19 protein-coding genes and 1 tRNA gene are annotated in these 22,313 nt (G+C 69.8%); 8 read left to right on the forward strand and 12 right to left on the reverse strand.

The window, feature by feature from the left end; translation table 11 throughout:
• Positions 1-447: 447 nt before the first annotated feature.
• The gene (locus ACSQ18_RS09660; RefSeq protein ID WP_436037048.1) at positions 448-1,512 is read left to right on the forward strand and encodes a Glu/Leu/Phe/Val dehydrogenase dimerization domain-containing protein; all 1,065 of its coding nucleotides are present in this window, start codon (positions 448-450) and stop codon (positions 1,510-1,512) included.
• Positions 1,513-1,525: 13 nt separating this feature from the next.
• Here the strand turns inward: ACSQ18_RS09660 and ACSQ18_RS09665 are convergent, their stop codons facing one another.
• Positions 1,526-2,710 (reverse strand): hypothetical protein, encoded by a 1,185-nt coding sequence (locus tag ACSQ18_RS09665; protein ID WP_436037050.1) that lies wholly within the window; start codon positions 2,708-2,710, stop codon positions 1,526-1,528.
• Between the two features lie 250 nt (positions 2,711-2,960).
• On the opposite strand from ACSQ18_RS09665, the gene ACSQ18_RS09670 reads away from it, so the two are divergent.
• Both ACSQ18_RS09670 and ACSQ18_RS09675 read left to right on the forward strand, forming a co-directional pair.
• Positions 2,961-3,977 (forward strand): TerC family protein, encoded by a 1,017-nt coding sequence (locus ACSQ18_RS09670; protein WP_436037052.1) that lies wholly within the window; start codon positions 2,961-2,963, stop codon positions 3,975-3,977.
• Complete coding sequence (locus ACSQ18_RS09675; RefSeq protein ID WP_436037054.1) at positions 3,977-5,248, forward strand: hemolysin family protein; 1,272 nt, start codon at positions 3,977-3,979, stop codon at positions 5,246-5,248. Before ACSQ18_RS09670 ends, ACSQ18_RS09675 begins: the two co-directional genes overlap by 1 nt.
• A gap of 15 nt (positions 5,249-5,263) precedes the next feature.
• On the opposite strand, the gene ACSQ18_RS09680 is transcribed toward ACSQ18_RS09675, so the two are convergent.
• The 4 genes from ACSQ18_RS09680 to ACSQ18_RS09695 all read right to left on the reverse strand — a co-directional run bounded on the left by ACSQ18_RS09680 (position 5,264) and on the right by ACSQ18_RS09695 (position 10,326).
• Entirely contained in the window at positions 5,264-6,829 is a 1,566-nt protein-coding gene (locus tag ACSQ18_RS09680; protein ID WP_436037056.1) for an SLC13 family permease, read from the reverse strand.
• Between the two features lie 3 nt (positions 6,830-6,832).
• Positions 6,833-8,341 carry a leucyl aminopeptidase family protein gene (locus tag ACSQ18_RS09685; RefSeq protein ID WP_436037058.1) on the reverse strand — a complete coding sequence of 503 codons (1,509 nt, stop codon included), beginning with the start codon at positions 8,339-8,341 and terminating at the stop codon, positions 6,833-6,835.
• Positions 8,338-10,035 carry an MFS transporter gene (locus ACSQ18_RS09690; protein WP_436037060.1) on the reverse strand — a complete coding sequence of 566 codons (1,698 nt, stop codon included), beginning with the start codon at positions 10,033-10,035 and terminating at the stop codon, positions 8,338-8,340. Before ACSQ18_RS09690 ends, ACSQ18_RS09685 begins: the two co-directional genes overlap by 4 nt.
• Positions 10,036-10,253: 218 nt before the next feature.
• Positions 10,254-10,326 (reverse strand) — tRNA-Ala (locus tag ACSQ18_RS09695).
• Between the two features lie 60 nt (positions 10,327-10,386).
• Between ACSQ18_RS09695 and ACSQ18_RS09700 the strand changes: the two genes are divergently transcribed.
• Positions 10,387-11,583: an amidohydrolase family protein gene (locus tag ACSQ18_RS09700; RefSeq protein ID WP_436037062.1), complete on the forward strand. Its 1,197-nt coding sequence runs from the start codon at positions 10,387-10,389 to the stop codon at positions 11,581-11,583.
• 46 nt (positions 11,584-11,629) lie between these two features.
• Here the strand turns inward: ACSQ18_RS09700 and ACSQ18_RS09705 are convergent, their stop codons facing one another.
• The 3 genes from ACSQ18_RS09705 to galU all read right to left on the reverse strand — a co-directional run bounded on the left by ACSQ18_RS09705 (position 11,630) and on the right by galU (position 14,193).
• Positions 11,630-12,577: a large exoprotein gene (locus ACSQ18_RS09705; protein ID WP_436037064.1), complete on the reverse strand. Its 948-nt coding sequence runs from the start codon at positions 12,575-12,577 to the stop codon at positions 11,630-11,632.
• An 86-nt stretch (positions 12,578-12,663) separates the two neighbouring features.
• A complete protein-coding gene (locus ACSQ18_RS09710) occupies positions 12,664-13,293 on the reverse strand; it encodes a GNAT family N-acetyltransferase (RefSeq protein WP_436037066.1) in 630 nt (209 codons plus the stop codon).
• Positions 13,294-13,317: 24 nt separating this feature from the next.
• Complete coding sequence (gene galU, locus ACSQ18_RS09715; protein ID WP_436037068.1) at positions 13,318-14,193, reverse strand: UTP--glucose-1-phosphate uridylyltransferase GalU; 876 nt, start codon at positions 14,191-14,193, stop codon at positions 13,318-13,320.
• Positions 14,194-14,231: 38 nt separating this feature from the next.
• Here galU and ACSQ18_RS09720 point away from each other — a divergent pair, with 38 nt between their 5' ends.
• From ACSQ18_RS09720 to mscL, 3 genes are read left to right on the forward strand one after another with little or no spacing between them, the layout of a single operon-like run.
• Positions 14,232-14,828: a 5-formyltetrahydrofolate cyclo-ligase gene (locus ACSQ18_RS09720; RefSeq protein WP_144808516.1), complete on the forward strand. Its 597-nt coding sequence runs from the start codon at positions 14,232-14,234 to the stop codon at positions 14,826-14,828.
• A 29-nt stretch (positions 14,829-14,857) separates the two neighbouring features.
• Positions 14,858-15,112, forward strand: a complete 255-nt coding sequence (locus ACSQ18_RS09725) for an FmdB family zinc ribbon protein (protein ID WP_436037070.1) — start codon at positions 14,858-14,860, stop codon at positions 15,110-15,112.
• Between the two features lie 29 nt (positions 15,113-15,141).
• On the forward strand, positions 15,142-15,573 hold the full coding sequence (gene mscL, locus ACSQ18_RS09730) for a large conductance mechanosensitive channel protein MscL (RefSeq protein WP_436037072.1): 432 nt from the start codon (positions 15,142-15,144) through the stop codon (positions 15,571-15,573).
• Positions 15,574-15,614: 41 nt separating this feature from the next.
• Here mscL and ACSQ18_RS09735 read toward each other — a convergent pair whose 3' ends face one another.
• On the reverse strand, positions 15,615-15,803 hold the full coding sequence (locus ACSQ18_RS09735; RefSeq protein WP_436037074.1) for a hypothetical protein: 189 nt from the start codon (positions 15,801-15,803) through the stop codon (positions 15,615-15,617).
• The gene (locus tag ACSQ18_RS09740; RefSeq protein WP_436038423.1) at positions 15,790-19,428 is read right to left on the reverse strand and encodes an AAA family ATPase; all 3,639 of its coding nucleotides are present in this window, start codon (positions 19,426-19,428) and stop codon (positions 15,790-15,792) included. Before ACSQ18_RS09740 ends, ACSQ18_RS09735 begins: the two co-directional genes overlap by 14 nt.
• Positions 19,429-19,723: 295 nt before the next feature.
• Between ACSQ18_RS09740 and ACSQ18_RS09745 the strand changes: the two genes are divergently transcribed.
• Positions 19,724-20,263: a methylated-DNA--[protein]-cysteine S-methyltransferase gene (locus tag ACSQ18_RS09745; RefSeq protein WP_436037076.1), complete on the forward strand. Its 540-nt coding sequence runs from the start codon at positions 19,724-19,726 to the stop codon at positions 20,261-20,263.
• Positions 20,264-20,355: 92 nt separating this feature from the next.
• On the opposite strand, the gene ACSQ18_RS09750 is transcribed toward ACSQ18_RS09745, so the two are convergent.
• Both ACSQ18_RS09750 and ACSQ18_RS09755 read right to left on the reverse strand, forming a co-directional pair.
• Complete coding sequence (locus ACSQ18_RS09750) at positions 20,356-21,972, reverse strand: solute symporter family protein (protein ID WP_436037078.1); 1,617 nt, start codon at positions 21,970-21,972, stop codon at positions 20,356-20,358.
• On the reverse strand, positions 21,969-22,313 hold the full coding sequence (locus ACSQ18_RS09755; protein ID WP_301040573.1) for a DUF485 domain-containing protein: 345 nt from the start codon (positions 22,311-22,313) through the stop codon (positions 21,969-21,971). The genes ACSQ18_RS09750 and ACSQ18_RS09755 overlap by 4 nt, the downstream gene beginning before the upstream one ends.

Here is a 22,313-nt window from a genome sequence, read left to right on the forward strand (position 1 = left end):
TGTGGCGCAGTGGACATCGACATCAGGGGCGGCGTAAACGCCCCGCCGCAACTTCATCAGGCCACCTCCCGCCACCGCACGGGCAATCTCACGCCACGAACTCCCCTCTGCTCGCAGCGCTGACGAACGGAAGCACCGCGGTGCGGTACCGATATCGAAGTGACTCATCGGTGCACTCTCGCGGCCGTCACCCCTGGGGCGGGCGCCCGCGACGAACCTGTGGACGGAAGACCGCCGGGGTCGACTGGGGAGGCGATGACGCGCGGCGAACAGGGCGAAGCGGTCGTCAAGGTCCTCACGGGGGGCCGTCATGCCCAAAAGCCATGTACGCATCACGGGATCGACTCATACCCGAGGTGGGCAACGTGCGGCAGAATGGACGGCGGACGCCGCAACGCCGCGGTGGCTGCAGCGCAGAGCCCACAAGGCCAGCCGAAAGAGGACGCGATGACGCACACCCCCTTGCCCGATTTCACCCACGAGCGCGTGGAGGTGATCACCGGTCGGCGCAGCGGGCTGGTCATCACCGTCGCGCTGCACTCCTCCGTGCTCGGCTCCGCACTCGGCGGCGCACGGCTCTGGACGTACCCGCACTGGTCGGATGCCGTGGCCGACGCCCTCCGGCTCTCGGCGGCGATGACGCTGAAGAACGCGACGGCCGGGCTGGATGCCGGTGGCGGCAAGTCCGTCCTGTGCCTGCCGCCGGGAACGGTCCTCGACGCGGAGCGGCGTCGCGCCGCCTTCCTCGATCTCGGCGACGCCGTCGAGTCCTTCGACGGCGCGTATCGCACGGCGGAGGACGTCGGCTCGACCACCGACGACATGCTCGTGGTCAGCGAACGCACGGCACACGTCGTGGGGCTCCCGGATGCCGTGGGCGGCTCGGGCGAGCCCGCCGGTCCGACGAGCCTCGGTGTGTACGAGGCCCTGCGCGCGACGGTGGAGCGCGTGACCGGCAGCCGCGACGTGGCGGGTCGGCGCATCACGATCTCGGGCTTGGGCCAGGTGGGGAGCCGTCTGGCCGTGCGCTTGTCGACGGAGGGCGCGGTGCTCACCGTCACCGACGTCGATCCCGCGAAGCGTCACCTCGCCGTCGAGCTGGGCGCCGACTGGGTGGAGCCGGGAACGGAGCACTGGGTGCCGGCGGATGTCTTCGTGCCCGCGGGTATCGGCGGCCTCCTCACCGATGCCGTCATCGACGAACTGGCGGCAGAAGCGGTGTGCGGACCCGCCAACAACCCGCTCGCCGACCATTCCGGGGCCGATCGGCTCGCCGCTCGCGGCATCCTGTACGCACCCGACTTCGTCGTGAACGCCGGCGGCGTCATCTACCTCGATGTCGAGGCGAAGCGGTTGGCGTCGCGCGAGGAGACGATGACGCGGGTCGCGGCGATCGGCGACACGCTCCGGGGCCTGTTCGACGAGGCGGCGGCGCACGGCATCACCCCGTTGGCGGCCGCCGAGAAGCTCGCGGCGGCACGCCTGTCGGCGGGCGACCCGGTCCGGGTCTGACTCAGCGCCCGCGCTAGTCCGGGTCGGCCTCGTTCCATTTCCTGACCGTCTCGAAGCCCCAGAACACGGTGAACAGCACGAGAGCGACGGCTTCGACGAGGAACACCGTCCCGATCGCCCGTCCACCGACGACGATCGGGGCAGTGAGGTCGAGCAGCAGCACGAGGAGCCCCGCCACGATGTCGGCGGCGAGGAGGAACGCGATCCAGCCGGGAAAGGTGGTGAAGATGCGCGGCAGCCAGTCGATCTCCCGACGCAGCCGCCGTACGAATCGGTGCCACCAGCCGGCGGGCGGCGACGGGTCGGGCTCGAGGTGCGTGCGGCGCGCCTGACCGAGCGCGACGATCGTGATGATGACGAAGAAGAGACTCGCGGAGACGAGATGGGCGCGGTCGAGGAACGTCTCGCGCGCCCAGATCCAGGCGACGGCCGCGACGACGACGATGACGCCGCCCGCGACCAGCGGCGTCCAGGTCGCGCGTGCACTGCGCGGCACCTGCGCCGCGACGGCGTCTCGACCGCTGCGCCGAAGAAGGGCGGCGAACACCCCGTAGCTGATGACGAGCGCGGCGAAGACGAACCACACGGCGACGCCCGTCGCGATCGACGCGTATGCCTCGGCGGGAATGCAGTCCGCGCTGGAGGGGCACACGGCATCCCACCCGGGCACCTCCCCGTTGGCGATGCGCGTGGGCACGAGTGCGATGAGCGGCGCGAAGAGGGCGGCGAGGTCGAGCCAGCCACGCTGGGCGCCGCGTCCGGAGAGGGCCAGGAGCGCGGCGGCGGCCGTGACGAGCGCCCCGACGAAGACGATCCGCGCGGGCGTGTAGTAGTAGTGGCTGATCGACGGGAGCCCGGCGTACCCGGCGTTCCAGACGGTCGCGATGGCCACCAGGATCGCGGGCGCGGCGGCGACCATCACCAGCCGCAGATGCCGGTACGTCTCGATGAGGGTGCCCTCGATGCGGCCCGACACGACCTCCGCCGTTGCCTCGACGTCCGGCAGCGACATCGTGGCGACGTCGTGTGCGGTGAGATCGGCGGGAGCGGCGGCGATCCCCGGCCCGGCCGGAGCGAGGGATGCCGCGGCGTCCTCGGCGGCGCGATCGGCGGGTGCAGGCTGCGCGGTGAGTTCGCTCCGTCTGGCGCGGAGCCGGCGGAGCAGGTCGGCCGAGTCCAGCTTCCGCGGCGCTGCCATGGGGGGAAGCTACCGCTGCCGGTGATGGCCGTCAACGCCCCCGGGCGCTGGTCGCGCGGTGACGGGCTTCGAGCGATCTTTCAGGAACGGGCGTGCGCGCTCCGGTAGTCTCGCGGAAGTCCAAGGGGAGTACTCCGGCACGGTCGGCTCGTCAATTCGGATGCGTTCGCATCCCGGGTCACCGGTCCTCGGAAGAGGATGGAAGAGACTTTGGCGTCGACCTTGTCACGCCGAGCCCTGGAGCCCGACCTTGAACGTCACCCCCCTCGTGTGGATCATCACGATCGCCGTCACGATCGCCTTCTTCGTCTACGAGTTCTTCGCGCATGTCCGCAAGCCACACGAGCCGACCATCGGCGAATCGGCGCGCTGGTCGGCGTTCTACATCGGCTTGGCGCTGCTGTTCGGCGTCGGCATCGGCGTCGTGTCCGGGTGGACCTATGGCGGCGAGTACTTCGCGGGCTACCTCACCGAGAAGGCGCTCTCGGTCGACAACCTGTTCGTCTTCCTGATCGTGATGACGAGCTTCGCCGTGCCGAAGATCTACCAGCAGAAGGTGCTGATGATCGGTATCGTCATCGCCCTCATCCTGCGCGGCGTGTTCATCGCCATCGGCGCGACGCTCATCTCGAACTTCTCGTGGATCTTCTACCTGTTCGGCGCGCTGCTGCTGTTCCTCGCCTACCGTCAGGCCTTCGCCCACGGCGAGTCGAATCCCGCCGACGGTCGTTTCATGCGCTTCGTGCGTCGTCACCTGCCGGTGACCGACGAGTACCACGGCGACCGACTCACGGTGAAGCGCGACGGCCGCCGCTTCGTGACGCCGATGCTCCTCGTGATCATCGCGATCGGCTTCGTCGACCTCATCTTCGCGGTCGACTCGATCCCCGCCATCTACGGGCTCACCGAGCAGGCCTACATCGTCTTCACGGCGAACGCGTTCGCGCTCATGGGACTGCGCCAGCTGTTCTTCCTCATCGGCGGCCTGCTGGAGCGACTCGTGTACCTCGCTCAGGGTCTCGCCGTCATCCTCGCCTTCATCGGCGTGAAGCTCGTGCTCCACGCGATGCACGTCAATGAGCTGCCGTTCATCAACGGCGGCGAACCGATGCTGTGGGCGCCCGAGATCCCCATCTGGTTCTCGCTGCTGTTCATCGGGGTCACGATCGCCGTCGCGACGATCGCGAGCCTGTACAAGACGCGCGGTGACCGCCGAAGCGACTCGGCCCTCGAGAGTGCCTCCTCGTCGGGCGAGCTCGACCGCTGATGGGCGAACTCGGCGTCAACATCGCCCTCGTCGTCGCCTTCGTCCTGATCGGCGGCGTCTTCGCAGCGACCGAGATGGCCCTCGTGACGCTCCGCGAGAGCCAGATCAACGCGATCGCCGCTCGCGGCCGTCGGGGCGAGAAGGTGGCGGGACTCGCCCGCAACCCGAACACGTTCCTCTCGGCGGTGCAGATCGGCGTGACGGTCGCGGGTTTCGCGTCCGCCGCGTATGGCGCGACCTCGATCGCCCCGTCCGTCGCGCCGCTCCTGCAGAGCGCCGGGATGCCGGAGCACGCATCGCTCACCGTCGCTACCGTGCTGCTCACCCTCGTCATCGCCTACCTCTCGCTCGTGCTGGGCGAGCTGGTGCCCAAGCGGCTCGCGATTCAGCGGAACGCGCAGTTCGCGTATGCGGTCGCGCCCGTGCTCGACGGCTTCGCGACGGTGATGCGGCCGGTGATCTGGCTGCTGTCGGTGTCGACGAATGCCCTGGTCCGCCTCCTCGGGGGCGACCCGAACAAGACTGCCGACGAGATCAGCGACGAGGAGATCCGCGACATCGTGGCGACCCATCAGGGGCTCCCCGACGACGAGCGGCGCATCCTCGACGATGTGCTGTCGCTGCGTGGCCGGCAGGTGAGCGAGGTGATGCGGCCGCGTCCGGAGGTGGTCGCGCTCTCCGACACGTCGACGGTCGCAGAGGCGGTGGCCGAGGTGCGCGATCAGCCGTTCTCGCGCTACCCGGTGGCCGACGCGTCCATCGACGACATCGTCGGCTTCGTTCACGTGCGCGACCTCTTCGACGCCGCGGCACAGGATGCCGGTCGGCCGCTGTCCGAGCTCAGCCGCCCGATCGACTACGTGCCCTCGTCGGCGCGCGTGCTGCCGACGCTCACCCGGATGCGCGCCCACGGCCACCAGATCGCGGTGGTCGTCGACGAGTACGGCGGCACGGACGGGATCGTCACGCTGGAGGACCTCGTGGAGGAAGTGGTCGGCGAGATCTTCGACGAGTACGACACCGCCGACGACCCGGCCGCGGACAGCGACATCGTCGACGGACGCCTGAACCTGCAGGACTTCGAGGAGGTCACGGGGCTCTCCCTCCCCCGCGGCTCGTCCGATACGGTCGCCGGCTTCGTCACGGAGCAGCTCGGCCGACTGGCGCGCGTGGGCGATGCGATCGAGGTCGACGGCGCCACGATCCAGGTCACGGCGCTGGATCGCCGCCGCGTCGCGGGGCTGCGCGTCACGCGAACGGCAGACGCGTAGCCGCACGACGGTGGCTCAGAACGGCCAGATCAGGGGAACGTACAGGGTGGCGACGAGGACGAACAGAATCGCGAGCGGCGTGCCCAGACGCCAATAGTCGCCGAACCGGTACCCGGCGGGCTTCATCACCATCAGGTTGGCGGGGGTGGCGATCGGAGTGAGGAACGAGGCTGCTCCGGCGATGGTGAGTGCGAGCATGAACGGCTGAACGGAGGCCCCGATGCCGCTCGCGACGGCGATGGCGATGGGCGCGACGATGAGCACCGTCGCCGTGTTGGAGATGATCTGACCGAGGATCACCGTGAGCAGGACGATGCCGAGGAGGGCGACGCGCGGACCCGACTCACCGATGAGATCGATCAGCCAGCCGGCGACGATGTCCGCCGCGCCCGTGGTCAGGAACGCCGTCGACAGCGGGATCATGCCGGCCACGAGGACGACGGTGGTCCACGAGACCGAACGGTAGGCCTGGTTGACGCCGACGACCCGGGTGAGGACGAGAGCGGCTGCGGCGAGCATGGCGGCGGCAGCCGGAGGCATGACACCGGTCGCGAGGAGGACGACCATGACGGTGAGGATCGCGAGGGCCCGCTTCGCGCCCACGCCGAGCGGCACAGCGCGGCGCATCGTCGACGGGGCGTCGACCGCCATCACCTCTCGACGATCCTCGATGTGACGGGCCAGGTCGTCCCACGACCCCTGCAGCAGGAGGGAGTCGCCCGCCCTGAGAGCCACGTCGCGGTCGTTGAGAACGTCCGCTCCCCGGCGAGCAGCGAGGATCACCAGGTCGCCGCTGGGCGTCGCCATCCCGGGGAAGATCCGCAGCCCGATGAGCGGGGACCGGGGCGGGATGACCACTTCGCTGACACCGTTCGCCGGCCCGATCAGGGTCTTCGTGTCGAGGGTCACTCGGTAGTCGATCTTGAACTGCCGGGTGAGGCGGGTGAGATCGGTCGGCATGACCGCCCCCGCCCGCAGGGGAAGGAGGAAGCGTCCGAAGAGGACGATGATGAGGATGCTGCCGACGAGCAGCGGGACCCCGACGAGAGCGAACTCGAAGAAGCCGAAGGACCGTCCCCCGTTCTCGGCGGCGATGTCGGACACGATGATGTTCACCGGCGTCCCGGTCAGGAGCAGCATCGATCCGGCGTGAGCGGCGAACGCGAGCGGCAGGAGCAACTGGGAGGATGCGATCCCGGCGGTGCTGGCGACGACGACCACCAGCGGGAGGAGAGCCGCGACGGCGCCATTGACGCTGATCAAGGCCGTCAAACCCGCCACGAGAAGACACACGACGACCAGCAGCGGCGTGCGGCGGGTTCCGGCCGCGCCGATGACCTTCTGCCCCGCCCAGGCGGTGACCCCCGTGGCATCGAGCGACTCGCTGACGATGAACAGAGCAGCGATGAAGAGGACCGTCGGGTCGCCGAACCCCGCGAGAGCCTCCGTGAGGGTCAGCACGCCGGTGAAGTAGAGGGACAGCGCGACGCCGATGGCGACGATGCCGAGGGGTATCCGGTTCGTCGCGAACGCCACGACGGCCGCGATCAGGATCGCGAACGTCGCGACGACGGGGTCCATCCGCTACCTCGTGGCAGAGAACTCGACGGCGACGCGAGCGAGGAGCCGTGCCCCGAAGCCGGTCGCCCCCGCAGATCGCCAGGAGTCGTCCTTGTCCGTCTGCATGGTGCCGGCGATGTCGATGTGCGCCCACGGCGTCTTTCCGACGAAGTGCTCGAGGAACAGCGCCGCGGTCGTCGCCCCCGCGTACTTCCCGCCCAGGTTGGACAGGTCGGCGACATCGGAATCCAGCTGCGGACGATACTTCTTCTCCAGCGGCAGTCGCCACACCGGTTCATCGGTGGCCGCCGCGGCGGAGGTCACCAGCTCGGCGATCGTGTCGTCGTTCGCGAAGACGGGCGCGGTCGCCTGACCGAGCGCCATCAGCGCAGCGCCGGTGAGCGTGGCGATGTCGATGATCGCATCCACCCCGTCCTCGTTCGCGAGCGCGATGGCATCCATCATGACGAGGCGGCCTTCCGCATCGGTGTTCTTCACCTCGACGGTGGTGCCGTCTCGCGCCACGAGAACGTCTCCGAGCTTGTAGGAAGTACCCGAGGGCATGTTGTCGGTGCACATCAGCCAGCCGGTGACCTGAGAGCGCACATCGAGCTCGCGCAACACGGTGAACGCGCCGAGCACCGCTGCGGCACCGCCCATGTCCATCTTCATGAGGAGATGCATCGGGTCGCTCGGCTTCAGGCTGATGCCGCCGGAGTCGTACATGATCCCCTTGCCGACCAGGCCCAGGTGGCCTTCGGGCTCACCGGAGGGCGCATAGGTGAGCTTGACCATCCGGGGCTCTTCCGCCGACCCCCGGTTGACTCCGAGGAGGCCACCGCAGCCGAGCTCGATCAGAGCGGCCTTGTCGAACACCTCGACGTGGAAGCCGAACCGCTCGCCGAGCTGCTCGGCGACAGCGACGAGGTCTGTCGCCGTGAGGTGGCCGGGAGGCGTGTTGGTCACGTCGCGCGCGACGACGGATGCACGCGCGGCGAGCGCTCCCGCGGCAAGCCCCGCCTCCACGGCAGCCGCGTCGGCGCCCTCGATCGACAGCACGAACCAGCGCAGCGCGACGGACTTCGGTGCGGACTTGAGGGCGGTGTAGCCGTATCGCGCGAGCGCGGCGCCTTCGGCGACGGCTGCAGCAATCTGTTCGGGGTCGGACACGGCGCCCAGCACCAAGGCGAGATCGGACGCCTTGTGGGCGGCTCGGACGAAGGATGCCGCAAGGTCACGCGCGGCCGCAACCGTCAGCGCCTCCTCCCCTGCGCCGACGGCGATCAGTTCCGCGCCGCTCGCGGTCGGGATCAGCAGCGTCTTCCCCACCGCCGGTTCGAAGCCCGCACGGGTGAGCGCGTCGCGATCCAGACCCAGTCCCGACGCGACGTCGCCCGCCGCAGCGACCGTGAATCCGATCGCACCGGTGTCCTCCGATGCCTCCCCCGCGCGGAAGGAGATCGCGTTCAGGGCGGCGAGGCCCGGCACGGAGTCGACGTCGTGCGGGAGCGGAGTGTTCGGCTGCCGGATCATGCGGAGGTCTCTTTCGTGGTTGCTGCGGGGTTCAGGGGAATGCTCTCGTCGATGGCGTCGGGGTCGTCGGGTTCCAGCTTCTCCGGAAGCTCCCCGCGGATGCGTCCCGGCATCCGCGTCGCCGGAACGATGGCGAGGAGGGCGAGCAAGGCCAGTCCCAGGAGGGACACCTTGAGGGAACGCAGGCGCGCATCCTCGTTGATCGCGATGGCCGCTTCGACCTCTGCCGGCGACGCACTGGTGTTCGCGAGCACGGCCTCCAGCTGCGGGTTGGTGAGGAAGTCGGCTTCGCTGATGCGCACCTCACTGATCAGCTGGTCCGAGATGTCGGGGTGGTCTGCGGCGGCGGCGGACAACGTCGACGCGAGGATGCCGACGGCGAACGCGCTGGCGACGGCGATGCCGACCGATCCGGACAGGTTGTGCACGAGCCCGCGCCACGCTCCCACATCACCGGCGAGCTCTTTCGGTGCGGAGGACAGGAGCGTGTTGAACACGAGCGCGACGATCGATCCCTGCCCGATTCCGAGCAGGATGAGGCCGATGACGATGAACGCCTGACCCCATTCCCCGCGGACGGTGAACGCGATGAGGGTGAGCGCGGTCGCCACGACGACGAACCCCGCCGAGGCGAGCACGCGCGGCGAGAACTTCGTGTAGAGATACGCGATGAAGGTGGAGGCGAGGAAGATCGAGATCGTGTAGGGAATGATCGAGAACGACGTCTGCACACCCGTGAGCCCCTGCACGACCTGCATGTAGAGCGGGATGAGGAAGTTCGCCGCGGTCCCGACGAAGAGCATCGTCGCCATGCACGCCGTGATCGCCAGTTCACTGCTCGTGGCGAGGACGCGCAGATCGAAGATGCGGGACTTCCTCTCGCGCTGACGACGCGATACCCACACGAAGAAGATTTGTCCGACGACGAGGCCGAGGATGATCAGCAGCGGAGCGGGCGAGACGCCGAAGACGTCGAACGGCGCGGCGGCGGTCGACTCCCAGAGGCCCCACGAGTTGAGACCGGAGAAACCGAACGACAGCAGGATGATGGCGGTGGCCGCGAGGAACGCACCGGCCCAGTCGATCTTCAGGTCGGGCTGCGCGGGCACCTTCTTCACGCGGAAGCTGAGCAGCAGGTTGACGGCCCCGAGCGCGACCATGAGGGCGAAAGACCAGCGCCACCCGATCGTCTCGGCGAACCAGCCGGCGAGCAGCAGCGCGAGCACCCCCGCCAGCGGAATCGCGGCGGCGAGCAAGCCGATCGCCTTCCCCTGGCGCTCACCGTGATAGTTCGTGGCGATGAACACGGTCAGCGCCGGGGCGATCAGCGCGATGACGGCTCCGGATGAGGCCTGGGCGATGAACAGCATGGCCGGGCTGACGCTGAGCGCCACTCCCGCCATCGCGGCGGCGTGGATCGCGACGGCGATCTGGAAGACCCCGCGTGTGCCGAACCGCGCGCCGATCTTCGCGCCGAGGAGGACGAAGGCCGCCATGGCGAACGTTCCCGCGGTGATGGCGGTCCCGACGGAGGTGGCCGGCGTGTCGAGGTCGGTGGTGATCCCGGCCATCGAGACGGTCAACGCGTTCACCGCGAAGGATGCCTGGATCTGGGTCAGGACCACGACCACCAACGGCAACCACGATCCCGCGGTGGTGGCGGGCGCGGCGACATCCGGATTGCTCGCTGTCATGTCGGGGAACCTTCCACGGGTGACCTGAAGTCTCTTCGAACGGGGCATGCGTAACCACACATCCGACTCTGTCCCGTCGGCTCTTTCGCTGAGAGTACCGCTCATCCTCACGCAAGTGACCACTTCCGAGGCAGGATGCCGCGCAGCGGCGGTCTCTGCGGGAGACGACGAACGCCCGATGCAACACGAGTTCCGTGTCGTATCGGGCGTCTTCTCGGTGGACCTGAGGGGATTCGAACCCCTGACCTCTTCATTGCGAACGAAGCGCGCTACCAACTGCGCCACAGGCCCGTGAACCTCAGCGAGCCTATCACGGACCCGCGGGCTCCTTCGCACGGAGACAATGGAGGAATGCTCCACCTCTCCCCCCTCCGATCGCTCCGCAACGTCCGTCTCGGGCCTAACGGAACGATGGGGCCCGTCGACCTCGATCTCGCCGAAGGACGCATCGCGGCGGTCATGGCGCACGACCCCGCACGTCCCGCCCGCGAGGGCGTCCGCGACGGTCGCGGCCTGCTCGCCCTCCCCGGATTCGTGAACACGCACGCCCACGTCGACAAGTCGTGGTGGGGCCTGCCGTGGGAGTCGTATGGAGGCGAGGGCGGCACCGAGGGGCGCATCCGCCACGAGCGCGCGCGGCGCGACGCCCTCGGCATCCCGAGCGTCGAGATCACCTCCCGCGTGCTCGCGGAACTCGTGCGACACGGCACGACGGCGATCCGCACGCACGTCGACGTCGACCTTGGCCTGGGGCTGCGAGGGATCGACGCCGTGCGCGAGGCTGCCGCGGCGTACGGGGATGCCGTCCGCGTCGAGATCGTCGCGTTCCCGCAGGACGGGGTGCTGCGTCGCCCGGGCGTGCTCGACCTGCTCGCCGAGGCGGCGCGGGCCGGCGTGGAGCACATCGGCGGGCTCGACCCGGCGTCGATCGACCGCGACCCGGTGGGCCAGCTCGACGGGCTGTTCGACATCGCCGCCGAACACGGGACGGGAATCGACATCCACCTGCACGACCCCGCGGAGCTGGGTGCCTTCCAGCTGGAGCTGATCATCGCGAAGACCGCGTCGCGAGGACTCCAGGGCCGCGTGAACGTCGCGCACGGCTTCGCCCTCGCTCAGGTCTCCCCCGCACAGCGGCACGACCTCCTGCAGGCGATGGCCGAACTCGACGTGACGATGACGACCGTCGCACCCCTCCGGCTCCCGCAGCTCCCGCTGGCGGAGATGGATGCCACGGGCGTGCGCTTCGGGTTCGGCACCGATGGCATCCGCGACCTGTGGAGTCCCTACGGAACGGGTGACCTGCTGGGGATCGCGTGGCAGTTCGCGCGCTCGTCGAGCATCGTCCGTGACGAGGATCTGCGGCGGGTGATGGAGATCGCGGGAGGCGCCTCCGCAGCGTTCGCGGGGCTCCCGACGAACGCGCTGCGCGTGGGCGACCGCGCCGACATCGTGCTCATCGACGCGGAGAACCCCATGGACGCGCTCGTGCGCACGCCGCGGCGCGAGCTCGTGGTCGGCGCCGGGATCGTGCTGCACGAGGCCTGATACCGGAGCCCCGGGTGACCGGCGTGCTGCGAAACGTGGCTGAGCGTCAGGCGCCGACGGCGCGCCGGGCCAGGAGGGAGCGCACGTGCTCCTCGATGGCGGCGTCGTCGACGTAGCCCATCCGCGCGAAGTCGGGCGTGCTCGCGACGGTGCGACGGGCGGTGTCGATCGACGGGGGCGCGTCGCGCTCGGCGCGCTCCCGCATCGCTTCGTCGACGGCGGCGTGGCGCAGCGCCTCCTGGGCCGCAGCGGCGTCGAGCAGGGCGGAAGCCCGCGAACCGGCCGACGCGGTGAGCGGACGCGGCAGCTCGCGGGGCGTCCACGCGGCGCGCTCGGTGGCGAGGGGGACGTCCTGTACGGATGCCACGGGGCGCGCGACCTCGACGACAGCGGCGCGGCGCAGGCCGCGTCGCTGCACGGCCGCCATGCGCTGGAGCATGAGCGCCGCCACCGCGGCCACGACGGCACCGGCGGCGAGCGCCGCCGGTGATCCGGCGCGCGTGATCTCGAAGACCCCCCAACCGGCGAGGGCGAGTGCTGCCACCGCGACGACGGTGATGAGCAGACGCGCCCTGCGGCGAGCGCGGGCTCGACGAGTGGCGGGGTCCTGGGCTGCGGCTGCGGCGAGGGCGAGGGCCTGCTCGCGCTCGGCGAGCATGCGCTGGCGAGCGAGCGCCGCCTCCGCGGCGGCGCGAGCCTGCGCCGCCTCGTGCTCGGCTCGCGCCGTGTCACGCTCGAGCTGCTCGCGCTCGGCCTGGGCGCGGCGCGCGAGCTTCTGCTGCGCGAGCGCCGTGCGGGCGTTGAGCTCGAGGCGCACCTCGTCGGGTGTCTCCGCGGTCTCCGCGAGCACCCGCAGCGCCTGGTTGAGACGCACCGCGTTCCGCTCGGCGGCGTTGTACTGATACCGGCCATGCCACGACGGCAAGAGGTAGACGAGCCACAGCACGACCGCGACCAGCACGATCACACCGCCGCCGAGTACCTGCCCATCCATGGGGTCCACGGTAGGTGCCGAAGCGCGCGTTTCTCCGGTACGACGCCGCGTGTCTCAGGTTCGACCTAAGCTCGAAGGTTGGGCAGTCAGCGGCTGACGCGATCGGTCGGCGGGATCTCGGCTGCCGTTACCGGCGCACGACCCGAGAGCCAGCGCGTGAGCACCCCCTCCGGCACCTCTTCGCGCACGAGGGCGAAGCAATAGTGGTCGCGCCAGTCGCCGTCGATGTGGATGTAGCGACGACGGAGACCCTCGTAGCGGAACCCGAGCTTCTCTACGACGCGCAGGCTCGCGTGATTCTCCGGTCGGATGCAGATCTCCATGCGGTGCAGGCGCAGTTCACGGAAGCAGAGGTCGGTGGCCAGCGCGACGCTCGTGGGCGTGATGCCCCGACCGGCGAACCGCTCGCTCACCCAGTAGCCGATCGTCGCCGACGAAAGCGAGCCGCGCGAGATCCCCCACACGTTGAGCTGGCCGGCGATCTCGCCGTCGTATTCCATGACGAGGGGAACCCCGACACCGTCGCGATACTGCTGCAACAGGCGCCGGACGCCGAGCTTCATGTCGAAGGAGACGGGCCCGTCGGGGCTCGTCGCCTCCCACGGCCGCAGCCACCCCCGATTGCTCAGCAGCTCCGCCTGCAGCACGCGTGCGTCCCGCTGGCGCACGAGGCGCACCGAGATCGGCCCGTGCCCACGGGGAATCGTCAGGTCCATCGCACCCCCCTCGCGCCGGCGGCGTCAGAGCTTCGCCGCGAAGTCCTTCAGCCAGGGGCGCAGTTCGGGTCCGAGGTCCTCGCGGTCCGCGGCCAGCTGCACGATGGCCTTGATGTAGTCCACCCTATCGCCGGTGTCGTAGCGGCGACCACGGAAGACGACACCGAGCACACCGTCGGTGAGGGCGAGTTCCTGCAACGCATCCGTGAGCTGGATCTCCCCGCCCTTGCCCGGCTGCGTGCGGTCGAGGATGTCGAAGACGCCCGCGGTGAGGACGTAGCGGCCGATGACGGCGTAGTTGGAGGGGGCGTCCTCCTTCTTCGGCTTCTCGACGAGACCGGTCACCCGCACGACGTCGGGGTCGTCGGTGGGCTCCACCGCCGCCGCGCCGTACATGTGGATGTGGTCGGGATCGACCTCCATGAGGGCGATGACGGTGAGGCCCGTGGTCTCGTTCGCGGCGATCATCGTCGTCAGCAGCGGGTCGCGCTCGTCAATGAGGTCGTCGCCGAGCAGGACGGCGAACGTGGAGTCGCCGACGTGGGCGCGTGCGCGCAGCACGGCATGACCGAGTCCCTTGGGCTCGCCCTGACGGACGTAGTGGATGTCGGCGAGGTCGCTGGACTCCTTGACCTGCAGCAGGCGCTGCAGGTCGCCCTTGTTGGTGAGGTTGGTCTCGAGCTCGGGAACCGCGTCGAAGTGGTTGGAGATGTTGTTCTTGTTACGGCCGAGGATGACGAGGATGTCTTCGATACCGGCATCCACCGCCTCCTCCACGACGTACTGGATCGCCGGCTTGTCGACGACCGGCAGCATCTCCTTCGGCATCGCCTTGGTGGCCGGGAGGAATCGGGTTCCGAGTCCGGCCGCGGGGATCACTGCCTTGATGCGCGAAGTCATGCGTCCACCCTACTGACCGCGCCGCCTACAATCGGAGCATGACCGGGGCGACCGACCACGCGAAGCGCGCACTGCGCGCCGAGTTGCGCGAGCGTCGCCAGCAACGTTCGGAGGCGAGCCTCGAAGCGGATGCGCTGGCCCTGAAGGAGCAGCTCGACCGCCTGGTCGAGGCGCACGGCGCGTCCTCGATCTCGTGCTTCCTGTCGACGCCCACCGAGCCCGGGACGCATCCCTTCATCGTGGATGCCGTACGCCGCGGCATCCGTGTACTCCTCCCGATCACGCGCTCCGACGGCCTCCTCGACTGGGCGGTCGCCGACGAGCACGGCGACATCGTCGAGGGCCTCTTCGGCACCCCCGAGCCCACCGGGGAGGTGCTCAGCCCGTCCGCCGTCGATGAGGTGGACCTGCTCGTGATCCCCGCCGCCGCGGTCGACCGCTCGGGCATGCGCCTGGGCTGGGGACGCGGCTACTTCGACAAGACCATCGGGTCGATGGAGCACTGTCCCCCGGTCTACGCCGTCATCTTCGACTCCGAACTCGTCGACGAGGTCCCGAGCGAGCTGCACGATCAGCGCGTCACGGGCGTCGTCACCCCCACGCACACCGTCGTGCTCGCGCCCCATCGGCGCTGAGCACGCCCACCCTTCCACCCGAGGACGCCATGCCCACCTACGCCTACGCCTGCACGCAGTGCGGTCACCGCTTCGACGCCGTCCAGTCCTTCAGCGACTCCGCTCTCACCGAGTGCCCCGAGTGCGGCGGAACCCTCCGCAAGCAGTACGGCTCGGTCGGCGTGACCTTCAACGGCTCCGGCTTCTATCGCACCGACTCGCGCGCGGGTGGTGGCGGCAGCCCCGCCACTCCGACATCATCGAAGTCCGAGGCGAAGTCCTCGCCCGCCGCTGCGGGTTCGTGACCGGCCCCCGCCGGAGTGAGGAGCATCCCGTGATCAAGGGCTTCAAAGACTTCATCATGCGCGGCAACGTCATCGACCTCGCGGTCGCTGTCGTCATCGGCGCGGCGTTCACCGCTGTCGTCAACGCGATCGTCGCATCGATCATCACACCGATGATCGAACTCGTCTGGAAAGCCGACGAAGACACCGGTGCCGTCGGGCCGACGGTCATCGGCATCCACGGCGACCCCGTCACGTTCCCCATCGGCGGCCTCATCTCCGCGATCATCTCCTTCCTCGCGGTGGCGCTCGTCGTCTACCTCGTCTTCGTCTACCCGATGAACCGCTTCAAGGAGCGCGCCGCGGCGAAGGCCGGCGTCGTGGAGAACGAGGAGGCGAAGCTGCCGACCGAGCAGGAGCTCCTCGTGCAGATCCGCGACCTCCTCGAGAAGCAGAGCACCACTCCCCCGACCGCGCGCTGACGCGCGACGATCGCCCGGACGACCACGCGACGCCCGCCCGATCAGTAGTGCGGCGGGACGTCGCGCCGCATGCGCTCGTCGTTGGGGCCGGATGCCGCGGCATCCGCGCCCTGCTCGTCGCTCTGCGAGGCCGGCGACTCCGGTTCAGGGTCGGTCCCGGGAGCGGGCGTCAGTCGCGCCCGGCGCGAGCCCGGCACGCGCACGACGCGTTGACGCTCACTCTCCGACATCGAGCGGTTGGGTCGCCGTGTCGGCGGTGGGCGTCTCGGGCTGGATGCCCAGGATGCCGGCGATGCGGCCGGCGACGCCCGCGGGGTCGCTGTACAGATCGAAGGCGTGCACCCGCACGTAGTGCCAGCCCAGACGCCGGAGGGTCTGCGGGCCGAGGCGCAGCGACTCGCGCAGCGATTCCCCCGTCGTCTCCGGATCGCTGACAGCGACGACGGCCTTGCCCTTGTGCTGGGCGACGATGGGCAGGAGTCCGCGATAGTCGACGTCGACGGCGATGCCCAGTCGCCGCAGGTGCTGCGCGAGGATGAGCGTCAGCGGGTCGGCGAGGTCCTCCAGGCGCGCTTCGCGGGCACGGGCGGCGATGCCGCTGAGGATGCCCATGAGCGAGGCCGCTCCGGACTCCAGCCGCCCCTCGTCGAACGAGGAGGGTCGGATCGATGACACGATGACCATCGATCGGCGCGCTCGCGTCATTCCGACGGTGAGCAGGCGCTCCCCGTCGGGCCCGGAGAGCTCCCCGAAGTCGCTCAGCACCCGACCGTGCTTGGTCAGACCGAAGCCGAGGGAGAAGACGACGCGGTCGCGGCTCTCTGCGACCGACTCATCGAGGCTGAGCACGGCGAACGGTTCGGCGGTCTCGCGCCCCACGAAATCGGCGACGTCACTGCGGCCCGCGAACGCGGTGGCGACGGCGGCACGTACACGCTCGGCGTGACGCGCGGATGCCGTGACCACCATGAGCGACTCGGTGGGACGGTTGACGGCGTGCTCCACGACGAGCGTCACGACGCGTGCGACCTCGGCATCCGGGCTCTCGACGGCGCCCGTCTCCGGATCGGGCGTGCCGGTACCGCCCTCGACGTAGTCGACGCTGAGGCTGCCGCGACCGAGGTACGACCCCGCCCACGGGAGAGACACGATCTCCCCGCCGTAGAAGGCGTCGTTGACGAGCTCGGCGAGGTCTTCGCCGCCGGCGCGGTAGCTGCGGGTGAGCGTCTCGACCGGGACGAGCTCCGCCAGCCGCTCGAACACGCTCGTGTCGTCGAAGGGCGTCTCGCTCTCGTCGAGCGGATCGACCCGCCCGGACGAGACCTGGAACGGCGTCGGCTTCTGCACGACCGGGTCGCCGAAGAGCACGACCTGACGCGCTCGGCGCAGGGCCGGGGCGACTTCGGCGACGCACACGGCGGCCGCGTCGGCGACGATGACGACGTCGAACTCGGGACGCTCGGGAATCGAGGGCACGTCGTACGGCGACGAGATCCACACCGGGGCGAGGGTGCGCACGAGCGTCGGCGCGGCGGCCACGAGCTCGGCGGGGCTCGCGGTGCCGGTGCGCAGGGCCGCCTTCAGTGCGGTGGCCTCGTGCGGTTCGTCGACGATCGCGATCTTCCAGCGCGTGGCGAGCTCGGCAGCGAGCAGCGGACCGGCGAAGGAGGCGTGCGCCTCGTCGACCAGCCGGAAGTCGCGCTCGAGACGGTCGACCACCGAGGTGTTGGCTCCGAGCAGGGCACGATCCGACCGCAGCATCGCTTCCAGGGCCGACTGCCACCAGGTGAACTCGAACTCGGCCGCGACCTGCTCCTCGGGCACGTGACGCACCGACAGTTCGGTCAGCAGGCCCTCCAAGCCGAGTTCGGCCAGCTGATCCCGGAGCGTCGCACGCTCCACGAGGTTGTCGAAGACGTCCGATTCGGCGGCGAGGCCCGAGAGCGTGCGCAGCAGCTGCGCGATCGGTAGGGAGGCCAGTGGCTCGGTACGGCCGAGCGCGGCGTCGAGCGTGGCGAGGTCGGCGTTGACGCGCTGCCAGGCGGTGGCGACGTCGTCGAGTCCGAGCGGGATCTCCGGTGTCACCCCGGCATCCACCAGCCGCTGCCACTGCGTCCGCTGCTGCTGCACACGCAGGAGCGACTCGTGCATGTCGCTGATGTGCATGCCCGGGCGGACGTACTCGCGCGACAGCCGTCGTAGCCGTCGGCGGTTGGCGGCGGACATGTTCGGGGCGTCGCGGCGGTTCCCGTGGGCGTTGATGAGTTCACCCAACGGGCGCTCGAAGACGGTCACGCTGAAGCGGTCGAGCGACGCGCGGATGCCTTGCAGCAGCCGCACGTAGGCGCCCATCTCGGTGATCGTGCCGAAGGGACGCATCCGGGTCTGCGCGATGAGCTCGTAGCCGCGCTCCAGGATGCCGGGCACCTCGGCCCGATGCAGGCGCCCCGCGAGCGCGTGCGCGGTGCGTGCGGCCTCCGTGGTCGGGAACGAGACGCCGTACCAGGGCGAGTCGTCGGGACCGAAGCGGAACTCGCCCAGGCGTGCCGCGTCTCTCAGTGCCGCCGCCGCCTCGGCTCGCCGCGTGGACAACCGCTGCAGCGTCGCCAGGTCGAAGCGCGTGGCGGCGGACGGCTGAGGCGATCGTGCCGCGATCGTCGCGAGGGTGCGGAGGGCCTCCAGGGGAGAGACCCCGAGCTGGGCGTGGCGTTCGGTCAGCGCGCCGCGGTAGTCGCGGAGAACGGTGCGCAGGCGCACGAGGGCGTCGTCGACATCGGCCACCTTCGGCGGCGTCGCCTTCTCGTTGCGTGCGATCGCGCGGATGAGGTCGCGGTGGAGGTGGCGCGGTGTGACGGCGAGGCCGGGGAGACCGATCCCTGCGAGCCGGTGGCGGACGCCGTCGAGGGTGGATCGTCGCGTGCTCACGACGAGCACCCGCTTGCCGGCGCGCACGAGTTCGCCGACCGCGTTGATCACGGTCTGCGTGCCGCCCGTGCCGGGGAGCGTGTGGACGGCGAGCGACTGCCCTGCGACGATGCGGGCGAGCACCGCCTCCTGCTCGGCGTCGGCGTCCAGCAGCAGACGGTCGGACGCGGGCGACCGGTCGTCGGCGCCGACGAGAGCGGGAAGCGCGCGCACGAGCGACAGCGCCTCGCGGTCGGCGGCGTGACCGGCGAGCGCGTTGAGCACAGGGTGGTCGAGCACGGCAGCGTCGCGCTCGAGGTCGGAGGCGACGTCGGCGAACGTCGAGACGACGAGCCGCGGCAGCACGGTGAACGTCGGGATGTGCGCGGTCAGCGCGCGGAGGTGGTCGATGACCGGCTGGGGCTTGAACACCCCGCCGTCGTGAGCGAGCGCCGCGAGGGCACGACCGTCGAGCACGATCCCGAAGTGGGTGCGTGCTGCCTCGACGAGCTCGGGGTTGATGGCGAACGCGCCGTGGAGCTTCAGGTCGAAGTCGGCGTGGTGCCGGCGGATGGCGAGCGGACGGAGCAGCACGGGCGCCGTGTAGACGACGCCGCCGATGCGCCAGGATGCCAGTCCGACGGCGAGGTGCACGGCATCCAGCCCTCGCGCCGTGCGCAGTTCGAGGTCTTTGGCCGCGATGCGCTCGGCCGCCAGGCGAGCCGTGCGAAGGGCGACTTCGTCGCGGAAGAGGTTGGAGAGGAGCGTCGAGCGGCCCGTGATGAACTGCGGGAGACTGCCGGGGTGCGCCTTGGTTATGTCGATGCCGGCATCGCCGTCGTCGCTGTAGTGGAGGAGGGTCGATCGCCCTCCCACCTGGGCCGCCTCCTCGCGCAGCCGGGTGCGCTGAGGGTCGGCGACGTGCGCGACCTCGATGCCGGGTTCACCCATCTGCAGACTCCCGGGGGTCGCGGAGGTCACCGTATCCTCGTGCTCGGTGTCTTCGACTCCTCGCACGGCGCCACCGTTTGCTCGCCACACACGAGTCACCCTAAGTACCCCGCTGCGACGTTGTCGGTATCCCGGGCCGAGTTTCGCGCGATCGGCGCGCATTTCCGGCCCCGCGGCGGGCCCGCCGTCGCTTCGTCGGACCGCCGCCTCCTCCCCAGCGGCCCCGATCGGCACACCATCCCCCACCGCCATCGTCGGACGGCGAAGATGCCGGGCGGACGTCCATCATGGACGCATGACCACCGCCGCTTTCCGCATCCATCCCACGCCGATCGGCGAGGCCCTGATCGTCGTCTCCGACACGGGCCTCGTGAGCCTCGACGTGCTCGACGGCCCGCACGACGACGCGCTCGCGTCCGTCAGCATCGCGCTGCACGCGGTTCCCGAAGAGGATGCCGCGGCCACCGCGCTCGTCGCCCACCAGCTCGACGAGTACTTCGCCGGCATCCGCACCGGCTTCGACGTGCCGTTGGACTGGCGGCTCGTCGACGGCTTCGTCCGGGCGGCGCTGCAGGCCGTCTGCGACATCCCGTACGGCGAGACGGCGTCGTATGCGGAGATCGCGATCGCGGCGGGCTCTCCGGGGGCCCATCGCGCCGTCGGGTCGGCCTGCGCGCGCACTCCGATGTCGATCATCGTCCCCGCGCACCGCGTCGTGCGCGCCGACGGATCGATCGGCGAGTACGGCGGGCACCCCGAGCGCAAGCGCTTCCTCCTCGACCTGGAAGACCAGGTGGCACGGGCCCGGATCGAGGGGGACGCCGTCGACGAGTAGGCCGTCGGCGGCAGAGGAACGGCCCCGGACGACGCGTCGATCGCGTGTCCGGGGCCGTTCGGCCGACCGGGGAGAGGCCTCTCAGACCGACGTCAGTGCGACGTCGCCTTCTCGGCGCCGTGGCCGGTGAGCGAGCGCACCTCCATCTCCGCGGCCTTCACGGGGTCTTCACCGCGACGCGAGGTCACCGAGCCGAGCCAACCGAGGAAGAACCCGAGCGGGATCGAGACGATGCCGGGGTTGTTGAGCGGCCAGATCGCCGTGCCGACGTTCTTGAAGACGCTGGTCTCGGTACCCCAGAACACCGGCGAGAGCACGATCAGGATGATCGCCGCCGCAAGGCCGCCGTACATGCTCCACACCGCGCCGCGCGTGGTGAAGCGGCGCCAGAAGAGCGAGTACAGGATCGTGGGGAGGTTCGCCGAGGCCGCCACGGCGAAGGCGAGCGCGACGAGGAAGGCCACGTTCTGCCCCTGCACGCCGATGCCGCCGACGATCGCGAGCACACCGATGACGATGACGGTGCGTCGTGCGACCTTCACTTCGCCGTCCGGCGGCACATTGCCCTTCTTCACGACGTTCGCGTAGATGTCGTGTGCGAACGAGGCCGCCGCGGTGATCGTGAGGCCCGCCACCACCGCCAGGATCGTCGCGAAGGCGACAGCGGAGATGAAGCCGAGCAGGATCGGACCGCCGAGCTCGAGCGCGAGCAGCGGCGCCGCCGAGTTCACGCCGCCCGGCGCTGCGGCGATCCGTTCCGGACCCACCAGGGCGCCCGCGCCGTAGCCGAGCACGAGGGTCAGCAGGTAGAAGAGGCCGATGAGCCAGATCGCCCACACGACCGACCGACGCGCCTCCTTGGCGGTGGGCACGGTGTAGAAGCGCATGAGCACGTGCGGCAGACCCGCCGTGCCCAGGACGAGGGCGATGGCCAGCGAGATGAAGTCCCACGGATTCTTGCCGTACTGGAGTCCCGGCGCGAGGATCGCATCGCCCTGCGGCGACGCGGCGACGGCGGCCTCCAGGAGCGTGTTCAGGTTGAACCCGTTGATCGCGAGCACCCAGACGGTCATGACGACCGCGCCGCCGATGAGGAGGAACGCCTTCACGATCTGCACCCACGTGGTGCCCTTCATGCCGCCCACGAGCACGTAGACGATCATGAGGAGACCCACGACGGCGACGACGATCGACTGCCCCACCTGCTCGGTGATGCCCAGGAGCAGGGAGACGAGACCGCCGGCACCGGCCATCTGAGCCAGCAGGTAGAAGAAGCACACCGCGAGCGTCGTGATCGCCGCGGCCATGCGGACGGGAGCCTGCTTCAACCGGAACGACAGCACGTCGGCCATCGTGAACTTGCCCGTGTTGCGCATGAGCTCGGCCACCAGCAGGAGTGCGACGAGCCACGCGACCAGGAAGCCGATCGAGTACAGGAAGCCGTCGTAGCCGTTGATCGCGATGGCGCCGCAGATTCCGAGGAACGACGCCGCGGAAAGATAGTCGCCCGCGATCGCGAAGCCGTTCTGCGGACCGGTGAACGAGCGCCCTGCGGCGTAGTAGTCGGCCGCCGTCTTGTTGTTGCGGCTGGCGCGGATGACGATGAACAGCGTCACGGCGACGAACGCGCCGAAGATGGAGATGTTGAGGATCGGGTTGTTGTCGACGGTGTCGCCGGCGGCCTCGATCGCGGCCCAGATCTCGTTCATACGCGCGTCTCCTTCGCCTCGAGGTCGGCCCGGATCTCCGCCGACGCGGGATCGAGCCGGCGGTTCGCGTAGGAGACGTACCACATGGTGATCGCGAAGGTCGTGACGAACTGACCCAGGCCCATGACAAGGCCCACCGTGATGTCACCCGTGAGCCGTGTGGCCATGAAGTCGGTCGCGAACGACGACAACAGCACGTATGCGAAGTACCAGACGAGGAACGCGACCGTCAGCGGCCAGACGAAGCTGCGATGGCGGCGTTTGAGTTCCCGGAAGGGCGGCGAGTCCTCGACGGCGACATAGTCGATCCCGTCGGGGGGAGAGGCGGATGGAGCGGACAT

This window comes from Microbacterium sp. LjRoot45 (genome assembly GCF_964253325.1).
In the GTDB taxonomy this organism is placed as follows: Bacteria; Actinomycetota; Actinomycetes; order Actinomycetales; family Microbacteriaceae; genus Microbacterium.

What these genes read in the sequence shown, in the direction of transcription:
- ACSQ18_RS09660 (WP_436037048.1), top strand. Translation starts at nt 448, where the DNA reads ATGACGCACACCCCCTTGCCCGATTTCACCCACGAGCGCGTGGAGGTG.
- ACSQ18_RS09665 (WP_436037050.1), bottom strand. Translation starts at nt 2,710, where the DNA reads ATGGCAGCGCCGCGGAAGCTGGACTCGGCCGACCTGCTCCGCCGGCTC.
- ACSQ18_RS09675 (WP_436037054.1), top strand. Translation starts at nt 3,977, where the DNA reads ATGGGCGAACTCGGCGTCAACATCGCCCTCGTCGTCGCCTTCGTCCTG.
- ACSQ18_RS09680 (WP_436037056.1), bottom strand. Translation starts at nt 6,829, where the DNA reads ATGGACCCCGTCGTCGCGACGTTCGCGATCCTGATCGCGGCCGTCGTG.
- ACSQ18_RS09685 (WP_436037058.1), bottom strand. Translation starts at nt 8,341, where the DNA reads ATGATCCGGCAGCCGAACACTCCGCTCCCGCACGACGTCGACTCCGTG.
- ACSQ18_RS09690 (WP_436037060.1), bottom strand. Translation starts at nt 10,035, where the DNA reads ATGACAGCGAGCAATCCGGATGTCGCCGCGCCCGCCACCACCGCGGGA.
- ACSQ18_RS09700 (WP_436037062.1), top strand. Translation starts at nt 10,387, where the DNA reads ATGCTCCACCTCTCCCCCCTCCGATCGCTCCGCAACGTCCGTCTCGGG.
- ACSQ18_RS09705 (WP_436037064.1), bottom strand. Translation starts at nt 12,577, where the DNA reads ATGGATGGGCAGGTACTCGGCGGCGGTGTGATCGTGCTGGTCGCGGTC.
- ACSQ18_RS09710 (WP_436037066.1), bottom strand. Translation starts at nt 13,293, where the DNA reads ATGGACCTGACGATTCCCCGTGGGCACGGGCCGATCTCGGTGCGCCTC.
- galU (WP_436037068.1), bottom strand. Translation starts at nt 14,193, where the DNA reads ATGACTTCGCGCATCAAGGCAGTGATCCCCGCGGCCGGACTCGGAACC.
- ACSQ18_RS09720 (WP_144808516.1), top strand. Translation starts at nt 14,232, where the DNA reads ATGACCGGGGCGACCGACCACGCGAAGCGCGCACTGCGCGCCGAGTTG.
- ACSQ18_RS09725 (WP_436037070.1), top strand. Translation starts at nt 14,858, where the DNA reads ATGCCCACCTACGCCTACGCCTGCACGCAGTGCGGTCACCGCTTCGAC.
- ACSQ18_RS09735 (WP_436037074.1), bottom strand. Translation starts at nt 15,803, where the DNA reads ATGTCGGAGAGTGAGCGTCAACGCGTCGTGCGCGTGCCGGGCTCGCGC.
- ACSQ18_RS09740 (WP_436038423.1), bottom strand. Translation starts at nt 19,428, where the DNA reads ATGGGTGAACCCGGCATCGAGGTCGCGCACGTCGCCGACCCTCAGCGC.
- ACSQ18_RS09745 (WP_436037076.1), top strand. Translation starts at nt 19,724, where the DNA reads ATGACCACCGCCGCTTTCCGCATCCATCCCACGCCGATCGGCGAGGCC.
- ACSQ18_RS09750 (WP_436037078.1), bottom strand. Translation starts at nt 21,972, where the DNA reads ATGAACGAGATCTGGGCCGCGATCGAGGCCGCCGGCGACACCGTCGAC.
- ACSQ18_RS09755 (WP_301040573.1), bottom strand. Translation starts at nt 22,313, where the DNA reads ATGTCCGCTCCATCCGCCTCTCCCCCCGACGGGATCGACTATGTCGCC.